Here is a 24,683-nt window from a genome sequence, read left to right on the forward strand (position 1 = left end):
GCCGGGCATATGCACTCGACCCGCCCGCAGTACGGGCAGACTGGAACCATGGATGTCATGCCTTGCACTATGCCCTCCTGAAGTCAAGATTCCGTTAGAACCCGATGATTATCGGCTAGCTCACAGTGGACACCTGCTCCGCGCGGGGCGGATACGGTGGCCGCGTGATCGAGAGATGGGACGACACGGCTCCGGGGGTGCTGAAGCTGCCCTCGGGCCGTCTGGTGCGTGGGCGCGGTCTGCGAAGGCCGCTGCCCGAGGGGCCCGCGCCGATGTTCGCCGTGTACCTCCTCGGCAGGCCCGCACCCCCCGTGGAGTGGGACGCGCGCTGGCTGCGCTGGCCTGACTTCCGGCTGCCGTCGGATCGCGAGGAGGCACGGCGACTGCTCGGCGAGGCCTGGGCGCGGGCCGCGACGGAGCGCGTCGAGGTCGCGTGCGGCGGCGGTGTCGGCCGGACCGGCACGGCGCTCGCGTGCCTGGCCGTGCTCGACGGCGTCCCCGGCGACGAGGCCGTCGGATACGTCCGCGCGGGCTATCACCGCCGCGCGGTGGAGACCCCCTGGCAGCGCCGCTTCGTCCGCGCCTTCGCCGCCGGATCCGGCACCGCCGCCTAGGCGCGCGGCGGCCGGGGCGCCGTGAACTCGCCGCGCCCGTACGTCACTTCCGTAGGATTCCCGCAGAGGTATGCCGAAGGAGTGGCCCATGGATCTGGAGCTGGCGGCCGATGAGCTGAAGACCGTGGTCAACCGGCTGCGCCGGGCGCAGGGGCAGATCGCCGGAGTGATCAGAATGATCGAGGAGGGGCGGGACTGCGAGGAGGTGGTCACCCAACTCGCCGCCGCGTCCCGGGCGCTGGACAAGGCCGGGTTCGCCATCATCGCGACGGGGCTCCAGCACTGCCTCGCGGACGAGGACCTCGCCGAGGGCGGGGACAGGGACCGGATGCGGGCCCGCCTGGAGAAGCTGTTCCTGTCCCTGGCCTGAGGGCGCGCGCGTTCCCGGCGCCACCGTGCGCTCCGTGCGGCCTTCATCGTCGTACGGCGACGTCGAGGAGCATCCCGGCGGCCACCGCGAGCAGCACGCAGGCGAAGGCCTGCCGCAGCCGGGGCCCGGAGAGCCGGGCCGCGAGGCGCTTGCCGTCCCAGGCGCCGAGGACGGCCGCGCCGGTGAACGGCGCGATCACCGACCAGTCGAGGCCCGCCGTGGTGTTGCCCCGCGTGGCCAGCGAGGCAAGGGAGTTGGCCGCGATGACGAGCAGGCTGGTGCCGGTCGCGGCCCGCATCTCGAAGGCGAGGACGGTGACCAGGGCGGGCACGACGAGGAATCCGCCGCCCACCCCCAGGAGCCCGGTCAGCGCGCCGAGCGCGGCCCCGGCGCCCGCCGCCCGGGCGGGCCGCACCTCGCCCGACCCGCGCGCCCCCGTCGCCCCCGTCGCCCCCGTCGCCCCCGGCCTGAGCATCCGCAGCGCGGCGAGGCCCGCCACGGCGGCGAACGCGCCGGTGAGCACCGGCTGCGGCAGCCGCCCCGCCGCCGCACCCGCCGCGGCGGCGGGCGGGATGCCCGCTCCGGCGAACAGGCCCCCCGCGCGCCAGCGGACGTGGCCCGCGCGGGCATGGGCGTACAGGGCGCTCACCGAGGTGACGGCGACGATCAGCAGGCTCGCGGTGGTCGCGGCGGCCGGGGTGAAGCCGAGCGGATAGATCAGTGCGGGGACCGCGAGGACGCTGCCCCCGCCGCCCAGGGCGCCGAGCGCGAGGCCCACCACGGCTCCGGCGGTCAGGGCGAGGACGAGCGCGCTCATCGACGGTTCCGTGCCGGGTCAGGAGGAGGGCCGGAGAGGGACGAGGCCCGCCTGCTCCGCGGCGGCGAAGCCGTCGTCGACGACGACCACGTCCCGCCCGGCCGCGTCGAGGAGCGAGGCCCCGATCGTCGCCCGCGTACCGCTGGCGCAGTGCACCCACACCACGCCGTCCGGCACCTCGCGGACGCGGTCGCGCAGTTCGTGGACGGGGATGTGCACGGAGGCCTCGACCCGGCCGGCGCGGCGCTCGGCGGCGCGGCGCACGTCGAGCACCACGACGTCGTCGCGTCCCGCGCGGGCCCCGGCGAGGTCGGCGAAGGTGGCGCAGCCACCGGCCGCGAGGCGTCCGCCCGGACCCACCCAGGAGCGCGGGTCGCCGGTAGCGGCGGCGGCCGGACGGTCGATGCCGACGCGCACCAGCTCCCGCTGGGCGTGGGCGAGTTGACCGGCCGACGCGGCGAGCAGCGTGACGGGTCTGCGCCAGGGCAGCAGCCAGGCCAGATAAGTGGCGAGGCTGCCTTCAGCCTCGAAGTTGACGGACCCCGGCACGTGCCCGGCGGCGAAGGCCACGCGGTGGCGCAGGTCCACCACCCACTCCCCCGCGGCGAGGCGCGCGGCGATGCCCTCGGCGGTCGCGGGCTCCGGCGGGGTGAGGTCGACGGGGGCGGGCCCCGCGGCGTTGGCCGGGCCCATGTGCGCGTAGTACGCGGGCACGTCGTCGAGCCCGGCGAGCAGCTCGGTGACGAACGCGTCCACGTCCTTGGTCAGGGCGGCGTTGCCCGCCCTTTCGGCGCCGACGGTGGTCTCCTCGCCCGGTGCGCGGCCGGACGCGCAGAAACTGCCGAAGCCGTGGGTGGGCAGCAGCCGCACCGCGTCGTCGAGCGCGTCCGCCAGCCGGTGCGCGGACGCGTGCTGGGCGCGGGCCAGGCGTTCGGTGAGCCGTGGCTCGACGAGGTCGGGCCGCCCCACCGCGCCGATCAGGAGCGAGCCGCCGGTGAACGCCGCGACCGCGCGGCCGCCCTCGGTCAGGACGTACGCCGTGTGGTGCGGGGTGTGGCCGGGGGTGGCGAGGGCCCGCAGCGCCAGGTCCTCGTCGACGGTGACCGCGTCGCCGTCCGCGACGGGGGTGTGCGGGAAGGACACGGCGGCCCCGGCCGGGACCAGATAGCGGGCGCCGGTGAGGCGGGCGAGCTCCAGGCCGCCGCTGAGGTAGTCGTTGTGGACGTGGGTCTCCGCGACGTACGCGATCCGCACGCCCCGGCGGGCGGCCGCCACGATGACCTGATCGACGTCGCGCGGCGGGTCGATCGCGACGGCCGAGCGGGGGCCCGCCGCCAGATAGCTGCGGTTGCCCAGGCCCGGGAACTCCAGGGTGTCGACGGCGAACACGGCGGCTCCTCCCCATGCGGCGGCGGTACCGGGCGAGTACCCAGGGGGGTATTTTCGATTCCGGCCGCCGCACAGGTTGGCGCGGTTCTTACCCCCGCGCGGGCGCCCGCCCCGCGCTCACGCCCCCGCGGCCGGGGCCCCGTCGGCCCCTGGCGCGGGCAGGGACCGGGTGAGCTGGTGCGATCTGCGCAGGCGGCCGTCCTCGGTGAACTCGCCGAAGAGGTGCACCTCGGTGACGGTGGGGCCGCCCTTGCGGGTCCGGGCGTGCATCGTGAGGCGGGCGGCGATCCGGCCGCCGTCCGCGACGGCCTCGTGCACGTCGAACCGCCAGCCGACCACGTTCTTGCGCACGGGGCGCAGATGGGCGAGGAGGCGATCGTGGTCGATCGGCACCCCGTCGCTGATCTGCACGACGTCCGGCGTGTAGTGGCGCTCCATGACGGACTCCGGCGCGTCGCCACGGACCGTGGACTCGGTGAGGGAGGTGAAGAAGTCCGCGATGAACTGTTCGGGGGTGGTGTCGGCTAGTGGCTTCATGACGCTCCTGTCCACTGGGCGGGTGCCGTTGACCGCCGGGCGGGTGCCCGTCGGCCGGGGCGTCGGGCTACGATCTCTGACATCTCTGTAAGATATGAGTGCTCGACAACTTAGACAAGGCTGTAAGAGATGACGCCTCCCACGGAACCGCCCCGGCGCCGCCGCGCCGACGCCGAGCGCAGCAGAGCCGCTGTCCTGGACGCGGCGGTACGCCTGCTGCGGCAGCGGCCGGACGCGGGCATGGCGGCCGTCGCCGAGGCGGCGGGCGTGACCCGGCAGACCGTCTACGCCCACTTCTCCTCCCGCGACGACCTCCTCACGGCCGCCGTCGACCGGATCACCCAGGACGCGGTCGCCGCCCTGGACGCCGCCGCACTCGACGAAGGGCCCGCCGTCCAGGCGCTGTTGAGGTTCCTCGACGCCTCCTGGGCGTCGTTCGAGAACAACGCGTGGCTGCTTCAGGCGCCGCCCGCCGCCGGTGCCGCGGAGCGCGACGAGGCCCGCCACGAGCCCGTCACCGAGCGGCTCGTCCGGCTGGTCGAACGGGGCCAGGAGGCGGGCGAGTTCGCCCCCGGCCTCGCGCCGCGCTGGCTGGTGGCCATGACGGTCGCCCTCGGCCACGCCGCCGGTGACGAGGTCGCCGCGGGGCGCGTGCCGAGCGCCGCCGCCGGGGCCGCGCTGCGCACGACGGTCCTCCGGGCCCTCGGCGCCACGGAGCCCGGCTAGGGCGTGCCCGGGCCCTGGCCCGTCCGCACCGGAGGACGCCGACTCCCCCTGCCGCAGCGCACGCTCAGCTGCTAAGGAAGGGGCATGACAGATCACGTCGCCGTCATCGGTGCCGGGTTCGCCGGCCTGTGCATGGCCATGCGCCTGACCCGGGCCGGTGTCACCTCGTTCACCGTGTACGAGAAGGCCGACGACCTGGGCGGGGTGTGGCGGGACAACACCTACCCGGGTGCGGGCTGCGACATCCCCTCGCAGCTGTACTCGTACTCCTTCGCGCCCCGCGAGGACTGGAGCCGCGCCTACCCCGGGCAGCCGGAGCTGCTGCGCTATCTGCACGACTGCGCCGACGCCCACGGCCTGCGCCCCCGGATCCGCTTCGGCACGGAGATCGTCGCGGCCTCGTACGACGAGACGCACCGGCGCTGGGAGCTGCGCACCGCCGCGGGCCGCGTGCACCGCGCCCGGGTCCTGGTGACGGCCGTCGGCCAGCTGAACAGGCCCCGCTTCCCCGACGTCCCCGGCCGCGGGGACTTCGCGGGCACCGCGTTCCACTCGGCCCGCTGGAACCACGGGCACGACCTGGCAGGGAAGTCCGTCGGGGTGATCGGGACCGGCCCGAGCGCGGTGCAGTTCGTGCCGCGCGTCGCGCGACAGGCGCGCACCCTGCGGGTGTTCCAGCGCTCGGCGAACTGGGTCATGCCCAAGTGGGACTACCGCTACGGGCCCGTCCACCAGGCCCTGTTCCGCACGGCGCCAGGCCGCCTCGCCTTCCGCGGCGGCTGGTTCGCCTTCTGCGACACCGTGCTGTACTCGGCCGTGCGGGGCGGGCGGCTCGGCAAGGCCGTCGAGTACCTCTGCCGCCGCCAACTGCGCACACAGGTAACGGATCCGGCGCTGCGGGCCAAGCTCACCCCCGACTTCCCCCTCGGCTGCAAGCGCGTCCTCATCTCGGACGACTACCTTCCGGCGCTCGGGCGGGACAACGTCGAGCTGATCACCGAGAGGGTCACCCGGATCACCCCGCGCGGCGTCGTGACCGCCGACGGCGCCGAACACGCCCTCGACACCCTCATCTACGGCACGGGGTTCACCGCCACCGAGTTCCTCGCCCCCGTGACCGTCACCGGGCGGGACGGCCGGCTCCTCCGCGAGGAGACCTGGGCGGACGGGGCGGCCGCCTTCCTCGGCATGACCGTGCCCGGCTTCCCCAACCTCTTCCTCCTCTACGGCCCGAACACCAATCTCGGCAACAACTCCGTGGTCCTCATGATCGAGGCCCAGGTCCGCTACGTCCTCGACTGCCTGGCCACGCTCGACCGCGACGGCCGGGGCGAGTGGGAGGTGTCCCCCGGGGCCTTCGCCGCCTTCCAGGACCGCGTCCAGGAGGCCCTGGGCGAGACGGTGTGGCAGGCGGGCTGCGACAGCTGGTACAAGACCGCGACCGGCCGGATCACCAACAACTGGCCGTACCGCGCCGCCCGCTACCGCGCCCTCACCCGCCGCCCCGGCCGGGCGGCCGCACGTCCGGCGACGAAGGAGTGACGGGAAACCGCCCTCTCCCGCCCACCCATTGCGTTTGGCATAGGACAATCCTATGTTTGGCACAGGACAAAGTCCGGCCGAGCCGTGGAGGTGGTGGGCGTGGCGATCCGCGGGGCGACGGCCGTGGAGATCGCGGAGAGCGTGCGGGACCTGATCACGGCCGGAGAGCTGGCGCCCGCGGATCCGCTGCCGCCGGTGCGGGCGCTCGCGGCCGACCTCGGGGTGAACCGGAACACGGTGGCGGCGGCGTACCGCCAGCTGGTGGTCGCCGGGGTGGCCGAGACCCACGGGCGCGGCGGGACCGTGGTCGCGGGGACGCCCCAACTGGCCCGCGAGGGCGCCGGGTTCGGCGGCGGCCTCACCGACCTGGCCAGCGGCAACCCCGATCCCCTGCTGCTGCCCGACGTCCTCGCGGCGGCCGGGCGCGGCGGCTACCGGCCGCAGCTGTACGGCGCGCCCGCCGTCGACCCCGGCCTCCTGGAGTGGGCGACCGCGCACTTCGCCGAGGACCTGCCGGACCGCCCGTTCCGGGTCCTGGTGGCCAACGGCGCGGCGGACGCCACGGAGCGCCTCCTCACCGCCCACCTCACGCGCGGCGACGCCGTGGCCGTGGAGGACCCGTGCTTCCTCGCGAGCATCGGCACGCTGCGCCTGAACGGCTACCGCACCGCCCCGGTGGCGGTCGACCACGCCGGGATGCGCCCGCAGGCGCTGCGCGCCGCCCTGGAGTCGGGGGCGCGCGCGGTGGTGTGCACGCCGCGCGCCCACAACCCGACCGGAGCGAGCCTGACCGCGGGGCGGGCCGCCGAGCTGCGCGCCGTCCTGGCCGCGCACCCGGGGGTCCTGGTCGTCGAGGACGACCACTTCTCGGCCGTCTCCGCCGTGCCGTACCACCGCGTCACGCCGACGGGGACCGCCACCTGGGGGCTGGTGCGCTCGGTGTCGAAGTTCCTCGGCCCGGACCTGCGCCTGGCCCTCGTCGCCGCCGACCGGGAGACCGCCCGGCGCCTGGAGACCCGGCTGAGCGCGGGCACGATGTGGGTGAGCCTGCTGCTCCAGCACACCGTCCGCGAACTCCTGCGCGATCCGGACGTGCGGGCCCTGCACGACCGGGCGCGCCGCGCCTACGCCGCGCGCTCGGCGCTCCTGGTCGGGGAGCTGGCCGCGCACGGCATCGGCGTCCCCGCCGCCCACCGCCCCGACGGCCTGAACGTCTGGGTGGACCTGGACCGGCGGGCCCGGCCCGTCGTCGAGGCCCTCGCGCGCCGCGGCTGGGCGGTGCGCCCCGGTGACCTCTTCGCCGCGGGTCCCGCCGACCGGCAGGCGCTGCGGATCACGACCGCCACGCTCACCGGGGCGCTCGCCCGGCGGTTCGCCGCCGATCTGGCCGCCGTCCTCGACCGTCCGCACGCCGTGTGAGCCGCCCCGGGCCCCGCACGCCCTCCGCTCCCGCACACTCTCCGCAGAAGGGACATCCCGTCATGTTCACCGGCCTCAGCGCCTTCCCCCTCACCCCCACCGACGAGTCGGGCGTCGACGAGCGGGCCTACGCCCGGCTCGTCGCGCGCCTCGCCGCCGCGGGCGTGGACTCGATCGGCGCGCTCGGCTCCACCGGCGGCTACGCCTATCTGACCCGCGAGGAGCGCGCCCGCGCCACGCGCGTCGCCGTCGAGGCGGCCGGGGACACCCCGGTCCTCGTCGGGATCGGCGCCCTGCGCACCGCGCAGGTCCTGGCGCTGGCCGAGGACGCCCAGAAGGCGGGCGCGGCGGCGGTCCTGCTCGCCCCGATGACGTACCAGCCGCTCGGCGACGACGAGGTGTTCGGGCTCTACGAGGACGTGACGCGCGAGCTGTCCGTGCCGCTGTGCGTGTACGACAACCCGCGCACCACCCACGTGGACTTCAGCGACGAACTCCACGGCCGCATCGCGCGGTTGCCGAACGTCGCCGCGATCAAGATCCCGCCGGTGCCCGGCGATCCGGCCGCGGCCCGGGAGCGCGTCGCCGCGCTGCGGGCGCTCGTCCCGGACACGGTCTCGCTCGGCGTGAGCGGCGACTGGTCGGCGGCCACCGGGCTGAGCGCGGGGTGCGACGTGTGGTACTCGGTCCTCGGCGGGCTCTTCCCCGCCGTCGCCCTCGCCCTCACCCGGGCGGCCAGGAACGGGGACGCGGCCGGGGCCGCGGCCCGCTCCGCGTGCCTCGAACCGCTGTGGGAGCTGTTCCGGCGCCACGGCGGCCTGCGCGTCATGTCGGCCGCGGCCGCCCATCTGGGCCTCGCGTCGGAGCCGAACCTGCCCCGGCCGCTGCGCGGCCTCGCCGCCGAGGACCGCGACCGCCTGGTCGCCGTCCTCGACGGCCTGGGCCTCGCCTCAGCCGCGCCGGAAGACCGCGACCGTGCGGGCCGGAACCCGGAAGGCGCCTGAACTCCGCGCGTACGAGGACGACTTCACCACCGCGTCCGCGCCGCGTGCCTGCACGGGATGCAGGGCGTACGGCGCGCCCTTGAGGCCGGTGACGCGCTGCGTCTGCTCCCGCGGGGTCGCGTTGAAGACCACCACCAGATCGCCGAGGCGCATGGTGATCACCCCGGGAGTCTCGTCCGCCGTGCCGGACAGCGGGAAGGACAGCTCGGACTGGACCCGCTCGCTCGTCGCGAGGGAGAACACGGGCTCCGTGGTGCGCAGCCGCAGCAGGTCGCGGTAGGCGGCCGAGGCGCCGCTGATCTGCGCGCAGCCGGGCGCCAGGGCCCGGTCGGCGAGGAGCGGCTTCGCGTAGGGCCACTTGTCCTTGTTGTCGGCGGCCGGGGGCAGGCCGCGGCCGAAGCCGTTGCCGTCGCGGCAGTCCCAGTGGACGGCGTTGAACCAGTCGCCGCTGTCGTAGGAGTTGCGGTCCAGGGACTTGGACCGCAGCAGGTCGCTGCCCGCCTGGGAGAGCTCGGGGCCCTGCGCCAGGGTGGCCGTGGCCATCGCGAGGACCTGGGCGCGGGCCCGGTCCGCGGCGGGCGTGGACGGCGGGAGCTTGTGGGCGAGGGCGTCGTACAGCGTCTCGTTGTCGTGGGCGTCGGCGTAGGCGAGGGCGTCGCCGGGGGCGGCCGCGTAGCCCGCGGGGGCGCCGTTGTAGTCGACGTCCGCGCCCTTGACCGCGCGGCCCGAGGAGTCGGTGAAGGAGTACGCCGCCAGATTGCCGGTGAGGCCGACCTTGATGAGGTCCTGGTAGTGCAGGAGGCGGGCCTTCTGTGCGGCGCGGTCGCCGTTGGCGGGCGAGGAGTTCGGGTCGGTGTACAGGCCGCTCGCGAAGCCCTGCACGCGCGGGTCGGCGTCGAAGGGACCGCCGCCGCGGACCGCGTCGCGGGCCCGGTCGGAGAACGTCGCGATGCCCGTGCCCGCCATGTTCTTCTGCGTGGCCTGCACGAAGCGGGCGTCGTCGGCCACCTCGCCGAAGTTCCAGCCCTCCCCGTAGAGGATGATCTTCTTGCCGTCGACGCCGTCCTTCGCCGGCGTCAGGGCGTCCAGGGCCTTGCGGACGGCGAGGACGTTGGCCTTCGGGTGGTGGCCCATGAGGTCGAAGCGGAAGCCGTCGACCTTGTACGCGCGGGCCCAGGTGACGACGGAGTCGACGACGAGCTTGCCCATCATGGCGTTCTCGGGCGCGGTGTTGGCGCAGCACGTGGACGTGGCGACAGTGCCGTCGGCGAGCAGCCGCTGGTAGTAGCCGGGCACGATCCTGTCGAGTACGGACCTGTCGGCCTGGCCACTGGCCACGGTGTGGTTGTAGACGACGTCCATCACCGTACGCAGGCCCGCGCGGTTGAGGCCCTGGACCATCTCGCGGAACTCGACCGTGCGCCGGGTGCCCTCGGGGTCGCTCGCGTAGCTCCCCTCGGGCACCGTGTAGTGCAGCGGGTCGTAGCCCCAGTTGTAGGCGTCCTTCGCGGCGGTCCGCGCCACGCAGGCCTGCTGGGTCTCGGAGTCGGGCGCGGCGGCGGGCAGGTCGCAGCCGGGGGTCGCCTGGTCGTCGCGGCGCTCGGGGACGGTGCCGAAGTCGAAGACGGGCAGCAGATGGACGTACGACGTCCCGGCCCGGGCGAGCTCGCGCAGGTGCCGCATCCCGGCGGAGCGCCTGTCGGTGAACGCCCGGTACTGGCCGGGGTACTTGGCCGTGCGGTCGGCGACGGAGAAGTCCCGCACGTGCAGCTCCTGGACGCGCGCGGAGCGCAGCGGGACCGCGGCCGGCTTGCGCAGGTCCTGCCATCCCTCGGGCGCGAGCCTCGGGTCGTCCAGGTCGACGGCCAGGGACTGCCGGGAGTCGGCGGTGAGGGCGGTCGCGTACGGGTCGGTGACCTTGTTCGTGACCACCTCGCGCACGCTGGGCGCCCAGACCTTCACGGCGTACCGGTACGGCTTGCCCGTCCAGCTCTTGGGGCCCGCGGCCGACCACACGCCGGAGGCCGCGTCGCGGCGCATCGGGACGCTGCGGCCGCCGATGTCGAGGCGGACGTCCTGGGCGGTGGGCGCCCACACGGCCAGCCGGGGGCGGCCGCCCCTGAAGACCGGGCCGAGGTCGGCGCTGGCGGCCGCGCGGCTGTAGAGGTCGTCGAGGACGCCCTGGATCTGTACGCCCGTCGCGGCGCGCGCGGTGCCATCGGTGTCGCGCACGACGGCGGCGAGCTGGCCGGTGAGGGCCGTGCGCACGCGGCCCCGGTCGCGCGGGTCGACGCGGAAGGCGGCGTAGTCCTTCAGGTGCGGGTACGCGGCCCGTTGGGCGTCGGTCAGGCCGCCGGGGACGCGGGCGAGGCGGATCCGGTGGGCCTGGCCGCGCACGTCGTCGCCGTCCGTGCCGTCGGTGGTGAGGCCGCCGTCGCGGGCGTACCGGACTTCGGCCTCCCGGCCGGGTGTGTCCCATACGACGGTAGAACGGTCTATCCACTGTGCCTTCGACGTCGTGAGGTCGAGGTCCGTGCCGCCGGGTGCCGCCGCCGCGTCGGAGGCGAGGGGCACAGCGGTCGCGAGCAGGGCGAGCGCCACGGCGGCGGTCAGCGAGGCGCGGGAGGCCAGGGAGCGGGAGGCCAGGGAGCGGGAGGTCAGCACTTCCGCGCCCCCGTGTGCAGGGCGAGGGCGGTGTCCGGCGCGACGGCGGCCGTGAACCGGCCCGAGCCGTCGACGGTGACGGACCGGCCGCTCTGCACGTCGCAGTAGCCGCCCGCGGGCAGCGAGGTCTGGAAGGTGCGGTTCAGCTCCGTGCCCTCGTGGTTGACGACGACGTACGCCTTGTCGCCCCGGCCGAAGGCGATGGCGTCGTCGCCGTTGTCCCACCAGTCGGTCACGCCCGTGCCCCGGGCGGTGTTGCGGAGCTTGACCATGCTGCGGACCTCGGGCCAGGCGTGCTGGCACTTCCAGCCGTCGCGGTAACAGGCGCCCACCTGGCCGCCGTTGGGCGGGCCCGCGTCGCGGTCGGTGAACTCGTAGCCGGAGTGCACGTCCGGGGAGCCGTAGGGCCAGGCCAGCATGAACACGTGCGCCAGGGTGTGGTCGGCGCCGTCCTTGTAGGTGAGCGTGTCGCCGCCGCGCTCGGTGTCGTGGTTGGCGACGAACACGGCCGCCTTGCCGGACGGCATATAGGCCCAGCCCTCGCCGTAGTTCTTCAGGTAGGCGAGCTTCTCGCTCCGGAACACGCGCTTGAGATCACGGGCGTAGCGGAACTCCTGCACGTCGCCGTTGCCCAGGTACTCGTCCGGCGAGACGGCCTCGCCCGCGCCGTGGATGGCCTCCTGCTTCCAGTACGCGTTCGGGTCGGTCAGCCGCGACTTGATGTTCTTCAGGTCGGCGGCGGCCATGTGCTTGGCCGCGTCCACGCGGAAGCCGTCGACGCCCAGGGAGAGCAGGTCGTTCAGGTACGCGGCGACGCGGCCGCGCACGTGGTCCTCGCCGGTGTCCAGGTCCGCGAGGCCGACGAGCTCGCACTCCTGGACGTTGAAGCGGTCCTGGTAGTTGGTGATCTGCGCGGTGCAGTTGTCGAAGTCGGGGCGCGAGTAGACGCCCGGGTAGTCGTACTTCGTGTACGACGAGCCGCCGGTGCCGGTGCCGTCGCCCGCCGCCATGTGGTTGATGACGGTGTCCACGACGACCTTGACGCCCGCGCCGTGGCAGGTGTCGACCATCTTCTTGAAGGCCGCGCGGTCCCCGAGGCGCCCGGCGATCCGGTAGCTGACGGGCTGGTAGGAGGTCCACCACTGCGCGCCCCGGATGTGCTCCTGCGGCGGCGACACCTGGACGAAGCCGTAGCCGTCGGGGCCGAGGCGGCCGGTGCACTCCCTGGCGACCGCGTCGAACTTCCACTCGAAGAGCACCGCGGTGACGTCCTTGCCGCCGGGCGGGGCCGCCTGTGCCTGCGGGGCGGCGCCCACGACGCCGCCGACGACGGCCGCGAGGAGCGCCAGGGTCGCGGTGCGTGGCCGTCCGCGGTGCGCGCCGCTGCTCGGGGATGTCACGGGGCCTCCTGGGGGGTTGAAGGTTGTTGCAGAAAACTTGCGACACCGTTTGCGCCGTGACCGTACGGCGCTCAACAACCCCGGTCAACCCTTCGGACACACTCCCGTCACCGGGCGGAAACGGCTCAGGCGCGGGGCGCTGCCGCCGTGGAGCCGCGCACGACCAGCTCAGGCTGGAAGACGAACTCCGTGCGCTGCACGGGGTTTCCGTCGATCTCCTCCAGGAGGGCGCCGACGGCCGCCGACGCCATCGCCTGCACCGGCTGCCGCACCGTGGTCAGCGGCGGGTCCGTGAAGGCGATGAGCGGCGAGTCGTCGAAGCCGACCACCGACACGTCACCGGGCACCGCGAGGCCCCGCTGACGGGCGGCCCGCACCGCGCCGAGCGCCATCATGTCGCTGCCGCACACCACCGCCGTGCAGCCCGCGTCCAGGAGCGCGCTGGCCGCCGCGTGGCCGCCCTCGACGGTGAACAGCGTGTTCCGTACGAGCAGTTCGGCCTCCCCCCGCGCCAGGCCGAAGTGCTCGTGCAGGGCCGCGGTGAAGCCCTCCGCCTTGCGGCGCGAGGGCACGTAGCGGCTCGGGCCGATGGCGAGGCCGACGCGCTCGTGGCCCAGCTCCGCCAGATGGCGCACGGCCATCCGTACGGCGGCCCGGTCGTCGGGCGAGACGAAGGAGACGGGGACGTGCGGGTTGTAGCCGTTGATGAGCACGAACGGCACGCCCCGGCCCGCCAGTTCCAGATAGCGCCCCGGGTCGGCCGTGGTGTCGGCGTGCAGCCCGGACAGGAAGACGATGCCGCTGACGCCACGCGCCTCCAGCTGTTCGACCAGCTCGTCCTCGGTGGCGCCGCCCGGCAGCTGGGTGCAGAGCATGGGCGTGTAGCCGTGCCCGGCCAGGACCTGCTCGACGACCTGCGCGAACGCCGGGAAGATCGGATTGGTCAGCTCGGGGATGACCAGGCCCACCAGGCCCGCGCTGCGCCGCTTGAGGCGCACCGGGCGCTCGTAGCCGAGCACGTCGAGGGCGGCGAGCACCCGCCGCCGGGTCGCCGCGGCGACGCCCGCCTTGCCGTTGAGGACGCGGCTCGCGGTGGCCTCGCTGACCTCGGCCTGCGCGGCGATGTCCGCGAGCCGCGGGGCGCCGCGGTCCACCTCTCGTGGCCCCCGGTCGGCACCCCGCGGCGCAGAGGTCGTCACACCGCCCACCAGACGGTGGCGTCGGCGGGCAGCTCGACCACGCCGTCGTCCGCCGTCTCCACGTCGGCGCTGGCCAGGAGCGCCCGGCCGGGCGCGGGCAGGCGTACGGCGGTGCCCGTGGTGTTGGCGGTGCACACGAAGCCCTCGCGGCGGAAGGCGAGCACGCCCTCGGGCGCGTCCAGCCACTGGAGGACGTCGCCCGCGCCGAGCTCGGGGCGGGCGCGGCGCACCCGCAGGGCCTCGCGGTACAGCTCCAGGGTCGACGCCGGGTCGCCGGTCTGCGCCTGGACGCTCAGCTCGCCCCAGCCCTCGGGCTGCGGCAGCCAGCTGCCGCCCGCGCCGAAGCCGTACGACGAGCCGTCCTTGGTCCACGGCAGGGGCACCCGGCAGCCGTCGCGGAAGCCGTCCTGGCCCTGGGCGCGGTGGAACGACGGGTCCTGGCGCGCCTCGTCGGGCAGGTCGGTGACGTCGGGCAGGCCGAGCTCCTCGCCCTGGTAGAGGTAGGCGGAGCCGGGCAGGGCCAGCATCAGGAGGGTGGCGGCGCGGGCCCGGCGCAGGCCGAGCGCGCGGTCGCCGGGGGTGCGCAGCTGGGTGCCGAGGCCCGGCGGGTTGGCGAACCGCGTGGCGTGCCGGGTCACGTCGTGGTTGGACAGGACCCAGGTGGCCGGGGCGCCGACGGGCCGCATCGCGGCGAGCGAGGAGTCGATGACCGCCCGCAGCTCGGCGGCGTCCCAGTGGGTGCCCAGGTACTGGAAGTTGAAGGCCTGGTGCATTTCGTCGGGGCGCACGTACAGGGCGGTGCGCTCGACGGTGGGGGTCCAGGCCTCGGCGACCAGGACCTTGTCGCCCGCGTACTCGGCGAGGACCTGCCGCCAGCTGCGGTAGATCGCGTGGACGCCGTCCTGGTCGAAGAACGGCATGCTGTCGTTGCCGAGGAGCTTGAGCTGGTCGTGGTGGCCGATGTCGGGCAGGCCCGCGGCCTTGACCAGGCCGTGGGCGACGTCGACGCGGAAGCCGTCGACGCCCTTGTCGAGCCAGAAGCGCAGGATGGAGCGGAACTCGTCGCGGACGGCCGGGTGGTCCCAGTTGAAGTCGGGCTGCTCGGGGGCGAACAGGTGGAGGTACCACGCGCCGTCCTCGGTGCGGGTCCAGGCGGGCCCGCCGAAGATGGACTCCCAGTCGTTGGGCGGCAGTTCGCCGTCGGCGCCCTTGCCCTCCCGGAAGTGGTAGCGCTCCCTGAGCGGGGAGCCGGGGCCCTCCGCGAGGGCGCGCCGGAACCAGTCGTGCCGGTCGGAGGAGTGGTTCGGCACCAGGTCGACGATGACGCGCAGGTCCAGGTCGTGCGCCTCGCGGAGCAGGGCGTCGGCGTCGTCCAGGGTGCCGAACATGGGGTCGACGGCCCGGTAGTCGGCGACGTCGTAGCCCGCGTCGGCCTGTGGCGACGCGTAGAACGGGCTGAGCCAGACGGCGTCGACACCGAGGTCCTTCAGATACGGCAGGCGGGCGCGGACGCCCGCGAGGTCGCCCATGCCGTCGCTGTCGCCGTCGGCGAAGCTGCGCGGATAGACCTGGTAGATCACCGCTTCGCGCCACCAGTCCGTACGCGTACCGGAGGTGTGGTCGGCGGCGGGGGCAGCGAGATGCTGGGTCATGTCTTCCCTGAGGAGTGGTGGCGGGTGCTGGGGTGTCAGGACTTCGTCGCGCCGGCCGTGAGCCCGGAGACGAGGTGCCGCTGGACGAGGCCGAAGATCACCGCGGCGGGCACGGCCACGATCACGGCGGCGGCCGTCAGCGAACCCCAGTCGCTGGTGTACTGGTTGACGAAGGTCTGCAGGCCGCCCGCGAGGGTGAGGTTCTCCTCGCCCGTCATGAACGCGGAGGCGTAGGCGACCTCGGCCCACCCCGTGATGAAGCTGTAGAAGCCGGTGACGGCCAGGCCGGGCTTGGCGAGCGGCAGGATCAGCCGCCAGAAGGTGCCGAACGGGTTGAGCCCGTCGACGCGGCCCGCCTCGTCGATCTCCACCGGGATGGTGTCGAAGTACCCCTTCATCATCCAGGCGCTGAAGGGCACCGCGATGGTCAGGTACGTGAGGACCAGGCCCATGGGCTGGTTGAGCAGCTCCAGGCGCGCGAGCAGGTTGTACAGCGGCACGATGAGCACCGCGACCGGGAACATCTGGGTGATGAGCAGCAGCCACATCAGGGGCCGCATGCCGGGGAACTTGAACCGGCTGACCGCGTACCCGGTGGTCGCGGCGATGAACACGCCGATGACCGTGGTCAGGCCGACGACGAACAGCGAGTTGCCGACCCAGTCCAGGAACTTGGTCTCGTTCAGGACGTGGTCGTAGTTGCCGAAGGTGAAGTCCTTGACCAGGGCGGTCGAGAACGCCTCGCTCTCCGGTTTGAACGAGGTGACGAGCAGCCACAGCGGCGGCAGGACCGCGATGAGACTGGCGATCAGCAGGGTGGCGTGCAGGGCGACGGAGGCGAGCGGTCCGCGCTCGCCGCGCGGCCGCGGCTTGCTGTTGCTCATGGTCACCACACCTCTCCTTGCTTGCGGAGCGCGCGGCGGTAGACCACCGCGAAGAGCGAGAGGAGCAGCAGGATGAGCACGCCCCAGGCCGCGGACCCGGCGAAGTCGCGCGGGCTGACGACGAACGACAGGCGGTAGGCGTACGTCACCAGGATCTCGGTGGCGTCACCCGGTCCGCCCCGGGTGAGCAGGAAGATCACCGGGAACATGTTGAAGGTCCAGATGGCGCTGATGAGGACCACGGTGGTGGCGACGGACCGCAGGCCCGGCAGGGTGATGTGGCGGAAGCGCTGCCAGGCGCTCGCGCCGTCCATCTCGGCGGCCTCGTACAGCTCTCCGGGGATGGACTGGAGTCCGCCGAGCATGGCGACGAGCATGAACGGCACGCCGAGCCAGACGTTCACGGCGATCACCGAGAGCTTCGCCCAGGTGGGGTCGTTCAGCCAGGGGACCGCGTCGAGGCCGCCGCCTTCGAGGACCGCGTTGAGCAGGCCCTTCTTCTCGTTGAAGAGGAGCCGCCAGGTGAAGACGGAGACGAAGGCGGGCACCGCCCAGGGCAGGATCAGCGCCATCCGGTAGAAGGAGCGGCCCTTGAGCTTGCGGTTGAGCATGTTCGCGAGGACCAGGCCGATCGCGAACGACAGGGCGACGCAGGACACCGTCCACACCACGGTCCAGGTCAGCCGGTCCCAGAAGACGCCGTCGTCGAGGATCGCCTTGTAGTTGTCCAGGCCGACGGACTCGTAGGTCGCCGGGATGTGGTTGACGCCGATGGTGCGCTCGACGTTCGCCTCGTTGGCGTTGGTCGTCGACAGGTAGACGCCGCGCACCAGGGGGTAGCCGACGATGACGCCGATGACGATCACCACGGGGGCGACCATGGCCCAGGCGTACCAGTACGTGCTCAGCGCCCTGCGCAGGCGTCCGGGGCTCTTCCCCGCGCGGGGGCCCCGGCCGCGGACGCGCCGGGCGTCCGCGGTCGGGGCGGCCCGGGGGCCGCTCTCAACAGCCATCGCTACTTGTAGTCCTTGAGGAGCTTGCGGTAGGCGTCGCCGATGCCCTTGGCGCCGTCCTCGGGCGAGGTCTTGCCGCTGAGCACCTTCTGCATCTGCAGGCGGATCGGCTCGAACAGCGAGTTGGCCTCGGGGATCCAGGGGCGCTGCACGGACTTGTCGACGGCGGGCTTGAAGAACTGCACCATCTGGTTGTCCTTGACGGACTTGACGTCGTACACGGAGGTGCGCGTCGGCAGCAGGCTGAGCTTCTCGGTGGTCTGCTGCTGCACCTTCGCGGAGCTCATGTACTTGATGAACTCGTAGGAGGCGTCCAGGTTCTTGGAGCCCGCGTAGGCGGCGAGGTTCCAGCCGCCCTGCGGCGAGGCCTGGCGCGCGCTGCCGCCGGGCACGGGGGCGACGCCGAGGTTGGCCTTGTCGCCCTTGAACTGCTTGCCCTGGAGGGCGCCCTCGATGGACCAGGGGCCGTCGAGGGCCATGGCGACGTCGCCGTCCTTGAAGGCGTTGAGCTGGTTGTTGTAGCCGTCGCTCGCGTCGGTCACGGCGGCCTTGGAGTCGACCAGGTCCTTCATGACCTCGAAGGCCTTGGTGCCCTCGGCGTCGTCGACGGTGATCTCCTTCTTCTGGGTGTCCAGGAGGTCACCGCCCTCGCCGTAGAGGTAGGGCAGATAGAAGTACGGGTCGTCGCCGCGCAGGTAGAGGCCGGTCTTGCCGGACTTCGACTTGATCTTCTTGGCGGCGGACTTCACGTCGTCGAAGGTCTTGGGGACCTCGACGCCCGCGGCCTTGAGCATCTTCTTGTTGTAGAAGAGCGCGAGGGTGTCGATGGTCTGCGGGGCCGCGTACGTCTTGCCCTTGAACTCGGTGCTCGCGGCGGCCTGCGGCAGGTAGTCGTCGGGCTTGTCGAGCGCGGCGGTGCCCTCCAGCGGGGCCAGGTAGCCGAGGTTGGCGAAGTCGGCGACCCAGGCCACCTCGGTGCGCATCACGTCGGGGGCGCCGGAGTTGCCGCCCGCGGCGTTCTTGAACTTGGCGTTGGCCTCGCCGAACGGGACGTTCACGTAGTTGACCTTCACCCCGGGGTGCAGGTCCTCGAAGCCCTTGGCGAGCTTCTCGTACGTCGCCTTCTCGGCGTCGTTCGAGGTGTCCCAGAACGTGACGGTGCCCGACAGCTTGCCGCCGCTCTTCTTCCCGCCGTCGCCGTCGTCGCCGCCGCACGCCGCCGCTGTCATCGTCAGGGCGGCGACCACCGCGGTGGCCGCTATGCCACGCCGCATGTGAACTCCTTCAACTGGACCCGGAATGACCCGGGGTGATCCCGGGGTGGCCCGGAACGAGGGGAGGCGAAAGGGGAGCCTCCTGCTGGCCGCACTCGACGCGGCGCCGGGTTGGCAGGAACGTAACAGGCTTGAAAACGTCCCGAAAGACCTTGCGGGGAATTTCTGCAAGAGATGACGATCGTTACCGCCGCGTGTCCTCGGGGTTGCGATCCGGGCACGTCAGGCCCTGCCGCAAGCTTGCGCAAGCGGTGGGCAAGACGCGTGCCGCCGGGTACAGTCCCGTCCATGACCGCGCGGCTCGTCGACATCGCAGCTCAGGCGGGGGTCAGCGAAGCCACCGTCAGCCGTGTGCTCAACGGCAAGCCCGGCGTCGCCACGGCCACCCGCGAAGCCGTCCTCGCCGCGCTCGACGTGCTCGGCTACGAACGGCCCGTACGGCTGCGCCGCCGCGGCAGCGCGGGCCTGGTCGGCCTGATCACGCCCGAGCTCGACAACCCGATCTTCCCCGCGCTCGCCCAGGTCATCGGGCAGGCCCTGACCCGCCAGGGCTATACGCCGGTGCTCGCCACCCAGACCCCGGGCGGCTCCACGGAGGACGAGCTCACCGAGATGCTGGTGGACCGCGGCGTCGCCGGGATCATCTTCGTGTCCGGGCTGCACGCCGACACCACCGCGGACCCGCGGCGGTACGCGGCGCTGGCCGCCAAGGGCGTCCCGCACGTCCTGGTCAACGGCTTCTCCCCCGAGGTCGACGCGCCCTTCGTGTCGACGGACGACCGGGCGGCGGCGCGGCTCGCCGTGCGGCACCTGGCCTCGCTCGGCCACACCCGCGTCGGCCTCGCGGTCGGCCCCCGGCGGTTCGTGCCCGTCGTCCGCAAGATCGAGGGCTTCCGCCTCGGCATGCGCGAGCGCTTCGGCCTCACCGCCGAGCAGTCCGACGCCCTCGTCGAGCACTCCCTCTACACCCTGGAGGGCGGTCAGGCCGCGGCGACCACGCTCATCGCACGCGGCTGCACGGGCATCGTCTGCGCCAGCGACATGATGGCGCTCGGCGCGATCCGCGCCGCCCGGCAGCAGGGCCTCGAGGTGCCCCGCGACGTCTCGGTGGTCGGCTTCGACGACTCCCCGCTCATCGCCTTCACCGACCCGCCGCTGACCACGGTCCGCCAGCCCGTGCAGGCCATGGGCCAGGCGGCGGTGCGCACCCTCCTGGAGGAGGTCGGCGGCACGCCCGCGCCGCACAGCGAGTTCGTCTTCATGCCGGAGCTCGTGGTGCGCGGCTCCACGGCGTCGGGGCGCGACCTGGCCTGACCGGCGGGGCCGGGGCGGACGTCGGAGGCCCCGCGCTCACGGCCGGGCACCGACCGCCCGCTGGTCCGGCGGCGGCCCGGCAAGGCGGCGGCCCGCCGCCCCGTACACCTTCGCGACCGGCAGCCGGACCACCAGGCGGCGTTCGGCGACCATCACCGAGCGGAAGCGCTCCCAGTCGGGGTGCTCGCCCTGGAATCCCCGGAAGACCAGGGTGAGTTCGTCGGCCACCGCGTCGTGCGGGTCCGTGGTGACGGGGGTCAGCTCGGCCGTGCCCTCGGCGACCATGTACGCGTAGCCGTTGGGGCTGGTCACGAAGAAGCTCGCGCGCGGGTCGCGGCGCAGATTGCGCGTCTTGGCGCGGTCGTAGGTGACCATGAGGCGGATGAGCCGCGCCTCGGGGTCGTAGGCGTAGCCGACGTTCGACAGCTGGGGGCGGCCGTCGCGCTTGAGGGTCACGAGCGTGCCGATGCGCCCGCGCCCGAGCAGCTCGTACAGGGCGTCGTCGCCGGTTGTCGCCAAGTGCTCTGCCATGCGGCGAGCGTAGGGCAGCGGGCCGCTGTCCAGGGGACGCGGAGCGGTGCCCTCGCCGCCCGCGGGGGAGGTGGACGGGGCGAGGGCACCGCGGCCCGGGTGTCACGTGGTGGCGAGGGCCTCCGTGGGCGGGAGCCGGGCGGCGCGGACCGCCGGGTAGAACCCGGCGAGGCCGCCGATGACGAGGGTCGCGCCGACGCCGCCCGCCATGGCCCACACCGGCACCACCGACGGCCAGCCCTGGTAGGCGGCGTACCCGGAGGTGACGGCGATGCCGAGGAGGACGCCGCCGAGGCCGCCGAGGGCGGACAGCAGCAGGGCCTCGCAGAGGAACTGCGTACGGACCTGGCCGCGGGTCGCGCCCAGGGAGCGGCGCAGGCCGATCTCGGAGCGGCGCTCCAGGACGGAGATGACCATGGTGTTGGCGACGCCGACGCCGCCGACGAGCAGCGCGACCCCGCCGAGGCCGAGCAGCAGGCCGCTGAGCGCGTCGTCGGTGGCCTGCTTGGCCTCCAGGGCGTCGGAGGGCCGGGAGACGTTGGTCTCGCTGGGGTTCTCCGGGTTGGCGGTGGCGCCGAGGAGGGCCTGCACGTCGGTGACGGCCGAGTCCTCGGCCCGGGTGTAGACGGTGGTGGGATGCCCGTCGAAGTCCAGCTCCCGCTCGGCGGCCGGCCAGCCGACGAGCGCGGCGGAGTCCAGGTCGGGCACCAGCTCGTTGGGGGCGAGCAGGCCGACGACGGTGAACCACTGCCCGCCGAGCCACACCTTGGTGTCGGATCCGGCCCGGAAGACGCCGAGCTGTTCGGCGGCCTTGGGGCCGAGGACCACCGCCGGGTAGCGCGCGTTGGCGGCGTTCAGCCAGCGCCCGTCGACGAGCTTCGCGCCCGCCGTGCCCGGCAGGTCCGCGCGGGCCGCGTACACGGTGAGGCCGCCGGTCTCCTCCTTGGGGACGCGGTCGTTGCGGTAGACCTTGGCGTCGGTCTTGCCCACGGCGGAGACCGAGGCGACGCCGTCGATGTTCCCGATCATCCCCACGGCCTCGTCGGGCAGATGGGCGGCGCCGCCCGCGAAGGACTGGCCCGGCGAGACCGTGAGCAGATTGGTGCCGAGCGCGGCCAGGCGCCGGTCGAGGTCCTCGGTGCTCGACGTGGAGATGCCGACGACGCCGACCATGGCGGCGATGCCGATGGCGATGCCGAGCGCGGACAGGAACACCCTGAGCGGCCGCGAGCGCAGGCCGGAGCCGCCGACCCGCAGCACGTCGGCGGGGCGGAGCCGGGCGGGCCGGGGGCGGGGCGGCGCCGGGTGCGGCTCCTGGGGAGCGGGCCGCCGTTCCCGCGCGGCCCCGGTGACGGCGTGCGTCGTGCTCATCGCGGGGCCCCCTCACGCGGGGGCGCACCCGCCAGGACCGGCGCGGCCGGGGCGCGGTCCGGGGCCGCCCCTGCGGCCGAGTCGTGCTCGATGCGGCCGTCCTTGATCCGCACCTCGCGCGGCAGGGAGCCCGCGATGTCCCGGTCGTGGGTGATGACGACGACCGTGGTCCCGGCCCGGTGCAACTCGTACAGCAGGCCGATGACCACCGCGCCGGAGCGGGAGTCGAGCGCGCCGGTGGGCTCGTCGGCGAGCAGCAGCGGCGGGTCGCCGAGCACCGCGCGGGCGAGCGCCACGCGCTGCTTCTCGCCGCCGGAGAGCTGGTGCGGCTCGTGGTGGAGGCGGTGGCCTAGCCCGACCCTGCGCAGCGCGCGCTCGGCGAGCCGGCGCCGCTCGGCGCGGGAGCGGCCGCCGTAGAGCAGTCCGTCCGCGACGGAGTCCACGGCGGGCACGCCGGGGGCGAGGTGGAACTGCTGGAAGACGAAGCCGATCGCCTGGGCGCGGAGCGCGGACAGCTCCCGGTCGCTGAGCAGGTCCACGGCGTGCCCGTCGACGCGGACGGTGCCGGTGGTGGGCCGGTCGAGGGTGCCCATGATGTTGAGCATCGTGGACTTGCCGGAGCCGGACGGGCCGACGACGGCGAGGAGTTCGCCGCGCCGGACCACGAGGTCGGCCCCGGTGAGGGCGCGGACGTCCCCGTACGTCTTGGAGACCCCGGTCAGTTCGAGCACCGGGCGGCCGTGCGCGCTCACTTCGGCACCCCCACGACCGTGCCCGCGGTGAGGCCCTTGCCGGAGACCTCCACCATGCTGTCGGCGAACAGGCCCGGCTTGACCGGTACCCGCCGCACGTCGCCGCCGGACTCCACGACGTCCACGGCGTAGCCGCCGCCCCGCTGGGCCACGAGGGCGTTCACGGGCACGACGAGGACGTCCTCGCGGGTCTCCGCCTTCAGGGAGACGTCGACGGACGCGGCCTGGTAGCGGCCGAGCCCGCGCTGCGAGGGGACCTTCAACTCGACGGGCAGCGTGGCCTTGTCGTCGCCGGAGCCGCCGCCCGAACCGCCGCCGCCGTCCGCACCGCCGCCGTCCCGCGCGGTGGTGGGGGTGCCGACGTCGGTGACCTCGGCCCGCACGGTCGTGTCGTCGGGCAGCGTGACGGTGGCCTTGGTGCCCTTGCGCACCAGGTCCTCGAACTGCGCGTCCAGGTCGACGGTGACGGCCCGTTCGGTGCCGGTCCAGCTCAGGACGGTGCCGCCGAGGGGCGCGCCGGGCACGGCCCGGACGTCGGCGACGCGCCGCGCCCCGGGGGCGACCACGGCGTCCGCGGGCTGCACGGTGCCGGTCTCGTCGCGGCCCAGGTCGTCCTGCCAGTCGCGGACGGCCGCCGCGGTGCCGGAGGTGTACGTGTCGTCGACCGTGAAGCCGGTGTAGCCGAGCGCGGCCAGGTTGCGCTCCAGGATGCGGACGTCCGCGCCCTCGCTGCCGGTGTTCAGGGTCCGGTAGAAGGGGATCGAGCCGTACAGGAGCGGCACTTCGCGCTCGGCGACGCGGTACACGGTGTCGCCGCGCTTGAGGACGTCGCCGTCCTCGGGCACCCAGGTGACGACGCCGCCGCTGCCCCGCCCTGCCGCGGGGGCCGCCACGGCCGTCGTGTCGCCGTAGCCCAGGCTGCCGTTCACGGTCTCGGTGCGGGTCAGCGTGGTGCGCTGCACCTTGGTGGTCCGCGGGGGCGCGTCGGGCGCGGCCGTGTCGGAGCCGTCGCCGTCACCGCCGAAGACGCCGGTGGCGGCGGCCCCCGCGCCGCCGACGACGGCGACCGCGACGGCCACGAGCACGGCGGTGCGCAGCGGGCGGCGGCGCCTGCGGTGGCTCGCGGGCACGCCGGAGCCGCCGCCGTCGTCATCGCCGCCGCCGTCGCCGTCGTCCCGCTCGGCGAGGCCGTCCGGCTCGGTGGTGGCCCGCTCCGGGGCGGTGGCCCCCTCGGGCGCCGGGGCGTCGAGGTCCCGGGCGGCGCGGGGCGCCACGTCCTTGGTGCCGGGCGGGGTCACCTCGCCGGGCTTGCGCAGCTCCAGGGCGCGGGCCGGGCCTGAGGCCGCCGGAGCCGCGGCGGTGCCGGGGGCGTCGGCCTCCATGTCGCGGGCGTCGGCCTCCGTGTCGGGGAGGTCGGCCTCCGTGGCGCGGGCGTCGAGCTCCGTGACGTGGGCGTCGAGCTCCGTGTCGCGGGCCCGCTCGCGGGTCTCGTCGGGTGCGGTCACTGGCCGCCGCCCGTGCCGGTGAGGCCGCCGCCGGGCCACTTGTCCTGGCAGGCCACCCGGGCCTTCTGGAACGCGTCGCCGCCGGGGTTGATGCCGCTGGACGCGAAGTCGATGCTCATCGAGCCGCCGTTGATCTCGGGGTCGGGCAGGTTGGGCAGCCCGTTCTTGCGCATGCACTTGGCCCAGGCGGCGACCTTGCCCGAGTCCAGCGGCTCACCGCCACCGCCCCCGCCGCCCCCGCCGAGTTCGCCCTGGGGCATCTTGTCCCGGCAGGCCTCCATGGCCTTCTGGAACTCCGCCGAGTTGGGGTCGACGCCCTGGCCCGGCGTGAGCTGGAGGCCGCCGCTGCCGCCCTGTTGCGGGTCGGGGAACTTGGCCACGCCGTTCTCGCGCATGCACTTGGAGAAGGCGAGGGCCCGGTCGAAGGGGCTGGTGGGCGAGGGGTCGGGGGCGGCGGAGCCCTTGGCCTCGTTCGACGACGGGCCGCCGTCGTCGGAGCAGCCCGCGAGCAGGGCCCCGGCGAGCAGCGCCGCGGCCGCGAGCACGGTGGAGCGGGTCCGCCCGTGGAGTGTGGACGTGCCGGTTCGCTTGCGTGTGGTGGACATGCGGACCAGGTGTACGCGGGCGCCGGTCACACGGCGGGCACAACCACCCGCGCGCATACAGACTCGGGGCGGACGAGAGCCGTACCGACGGCAGGGGCAGC

21 protein-coding genes and 1 pseudogene are annotated in these 24,683 nt (G+C 74.1%); 7 read left to right on the top strand and 15 right to left on the bottom strand.

The window, feature by feature from the left end:
- Positions 1-164: 164 nt before the first annotated feature.
- A complete protein-coding gene (locus tag C9F11_RS05590) occupies positions 165-614 on the top strand; it encodes a protein-tyrosine phosphatase family protein (protein WP_138958198.1) in 450 nt (149 codons plus the stop codon).
- Between the two features lie 88 nt (positions 615-702).
- Positions 703-984, top strand: a complete 282-nt coding sequence (locus tag C9F11_RS05595; protein WP_138958199.1) for a metal-sensitive transcriptional regulator — start codon at positions 703-705, stop codon at positions 982-984.
- A gap of 43 nt (positions 985-1,027) precedes the next feature.
- Here the strand turns inward: C9F11_RS05595 and C9F11_RS05600 are convergent, their stop codons facing one another.
- The 3 genes from C9F11_RS05600 to C9F11_RS05610 form a co-directional block, all read right to left on the bottom strand.
- Complete coding sequence (locus C9F11_RS05600; RefSeq protein ID WP_138958200.1) at positions 1,028-1,801, bottom strand: sulfite exporter TauE/SafE family protein; 774 nt, start codon at positions 1,799-1,801, stop codon at positions 1,028-1,030.
- An 18-nt stretch (positions 1,802-1,819) separates the two neighbouring features.
- A complete protein-coding gene (locus tag C9F11_RS05605) occupies positions 1,820-3,190 on the bottom strand; it encodes an MBL fold metallo-hydrolase (RefSeq protein WP_138958201.1) in 1,371 nt (456 codons plus the stop codon).
- 117 nt (positions 3,191-3,307) lie between these two features.
- Positions 3,308-3,727: a nuclear transport factor 2 family protein gene (locus C9F11_RS05610; RefSeq protein ID WP_138958202.1), complete on the bottom strand. Its 420-nt coding sequence runs from the start codon at positions 3,725-3,727 to the stop codon at positions 3,308-3,310.
- Between the two features lie 129 nt (positions 3,728-3,856).
- Here C9F11_RS05610 and C9F11_RS05615 point away from each other — a divergent pair, with 129 nt between their 5' ends.
- From C9F11_RS05615 to C9F11_RS05630, 4 genes are all read left to right on the top strand, one after another.
- Positions 3,857-4,453 (top strand): TetR family transcriptional regulator, encoded by a 597-nt coding sequence (locus C9F11_RS05615; protein WP_138958203.1) that lies wholly within the window; start codon positions 3,857-3,859, stop codon positions 4,451-4,453.
- Between the two features lie 84 nt (positions 4,454-4,537).
- Positions 4,538-5,995, top strand: a complete 1,458-nt coding sequence (locus C9F11_RS05620; RefSeq protein WP_138958204.1) for an NAD(P)/FAD-dependent oxidoreductase — start codon at positions 4,538-4,540, stop codon at positions 5,993-5,995.
- Positions 5,996-6,094: 99 nt separating this feature from the next.
- Positions 6,095-7,414: an aminotransferase class I/II-fold pyridoxal phosphate-dependent enzyme gene (locus C9F11_RS05625; RefSeq protein ID WP_138958205.1), complete on the top strand. Its 1,320-nt coding sequence runs from the start codon at positions 6,095-6,097 to the stop codon at positions 7,412-7,414.
- Between the two features lie 62 nt (positions 7,415-7,476).
- Complete coding sequence (locus tag C9F11_RS05630; RefSeq protein ID WP_138958206.1) at positions 7,477-8,418, top strand: dihydrodipicolinate synthase family protein; 942 nt, start codon at positions 7,477-7,479, stop codon at positions 8,416-8,418.
- Here the strand turns inward: C9F11_RS05630 and pulA are convergent.
- The 7 genes and pseudogenes from pulA to C9F11_RS05665 all read right to left on the bottom strand — a co-directional run bounded on the left by pulA (position 8,365) and on the right by C9F11_RS05665 (position 18,504).
- Positions 8,365-11,082, bottom strand: a complete 2,718-nt coding sequence (pulA, locus tag C9F11_RS05635; protein WP_346347228.1) for a pullulanase-type alpha-1,6-glucosidase — start codon at positions 11,080-11,082, stop codon at positions 8,365-8,367. The two genes, C9F11_RS05630 and pulA, sit on opposite strands and share 54 nt — an antisense overlap.
- Positions 11,079-12,431, bottom strand: a pseudogene (locus tag C9F11_RS48100) (alpha-amylase family protein); the annotation flags it as partial. The gene pulA and the pseudogene C9F11_RS48100, both read right to left, overlap by 4 nt.
- Positions 12,432-12,607: 176 nt before the next feature.
- The gene (locus tag C9F11_RS05645) at positions 12,608-13,681 is read right to left on the bottom strand and encodes a LacI family DNA-binding transcriptional regulator (RefSeq protein WP_249401607.1); all 1,074 of its coding nucleotides are present in this window, start codon (positions 13,679-13,681) and stop codon (positions 12,608-12,610) included.
- On the bottom strand, positions 13,678-15,333 hold the full coding sequence (locus C9F11_RS05650) for a glycoside hydrolase family 13 protein (protein WP_138958207.1): 1,656 nt from the start codon (positions 15,331-15,333) through the stop codon (positions 13,678-13,680). The genes C9F11_RS05645 and C9F11_RS05650 overlap by 4 nt, the downstream gene beginning before the upstream one ends.
- A gap of 35 nt (positions 15,334-15,368) precedes the next feature.
- Positions 15,369-16,217 (bottom strand): carbohydrate ABC transporter permease, encoded by an 849-nt coding sequence (locus C9F11_RS05655; RefSeq protein WP_138958208.1) that lies wholly within the window; start codon positions 16,215-16,217, stop codon positions 15,369-15,371.
- 2 nt (positions 16,218-16,219) lie between these two features.
- Positions 16,220-17,230, bottom strand: a complete 1,011-nt coding sequence (locus tag C9F11_RS05660; protein ID WP_138958209.1) for a sugar ABC transporter permease — start codon at positions 17,228-17,230, stop codon at positions 16,220-16,222.
- A gap of 2 nt (positions 17,231-17,232) precedes the next feature.
- A complete protein-coding gene (locus tag C9F11_RS05665; RefSeq protein ID WP_138958210.1) occupies positions 17,233-18,504 on the bottom strand; it encodes an extracellular solute-binding protein in 1,272 nt (423 codons plus the stop codon).
- Between the two features lie 288 nt (positions 18,505-18,792).
- Between C9F11_RS05665 and C9F11_RS05670 the strand changes: the two genes are divergently transcribed.
- The gene (locus tag C9F11_RS05670) at positions 18,793-19,818 is read left to right on the top strand and encodes a LacI family DNA-binding transcriptional regulator (RefSeq protein ID WP_138958211.1); all 1,026 of its coding nucleotides are present in this window, start codon (positions 18,793-18,795) and stop codon (positions 19,816-19,818) included.
- Positions 19,819-19,854: 36 nt separating this feature from the next.
- Here the strand turns inward: C9F11_RS05670 and C9F11_RS05675 are convergent, their stop codons facing one another.
- The 5 genes from C9F11_RS05675 to C9F11_RS05695 form a co-directional block, all read right to left on the bottom strand.
- On the bottom strand, positions 19,855-20,349 hold the full coding sequence (locus C9F11_RS05675) for a PPOX class F420-dependent oxidoreductase (RefSeq protein WP_138958212.1): 495 nt from the start codon (positions 20,347-20,349) through the stop codon (positions 19,855-19,857).
- Positions 20,350-20,451: 102 nt separating this feature from the next.
- A complete protein-coding gene (locus tag C9F11_RS05680; RefSeq protein ID WP_138958213.1) occupies positions 20,452-21,720 on the bottom strand; it encodes an ABC transporter permease in 1,269 nt (422 codons plus the stop codon).
- Entirely contained in the window at positions 21,717-22,472 is a 756-nt protein-coding gene (locus C9F11_RS05685; RefSeq protein WP_249401608.1) for an ABC transporter ATP-binding protein, read from the bottom strand. The genes C9F11_RS05680 and C9F11_RS05685 overlap by 4 nt, the downstream gene beginning before the upstream one ends.
- Entirely contained in the window at positions 22,469-23,977 is a 1,509-nt protein-coding gene (locus C9F11_RS05690) for a peptidoglycan-binding protein (RefSeq protein WP_249401609.1), read from the bottom strand. The genes C9F11_RS05685 and C9F11_RS05690 overlap by 4 nt, the downstream gene beginning before the upstream one ends.
- On the bottom strand, positions 23,974-24,582 hold the full coding sequence (locus C9F11_RS05695; RefSeq protein ID WP_249401610.1) for a hypothetical protein: 609 nt from the start codon (positions 24,580-24,582) through the stop codon (positions 23,974-23,976). Before C9F11_RS05695 ends, C9F11_RS05690 begins: the two co-directional genes overlap by 4 nt.
- Positions 24,583-24,683: the final 101 nt, after the last annotated feature.

Source organism: Streptomyces sp. YIM 121038 (assembly GCF_006088715.1).
Lineage (GTDB): Bacteria > Actinomycetota > Actinomycetes > Streptomycetales > Streptomycetaceae > Streptomyces.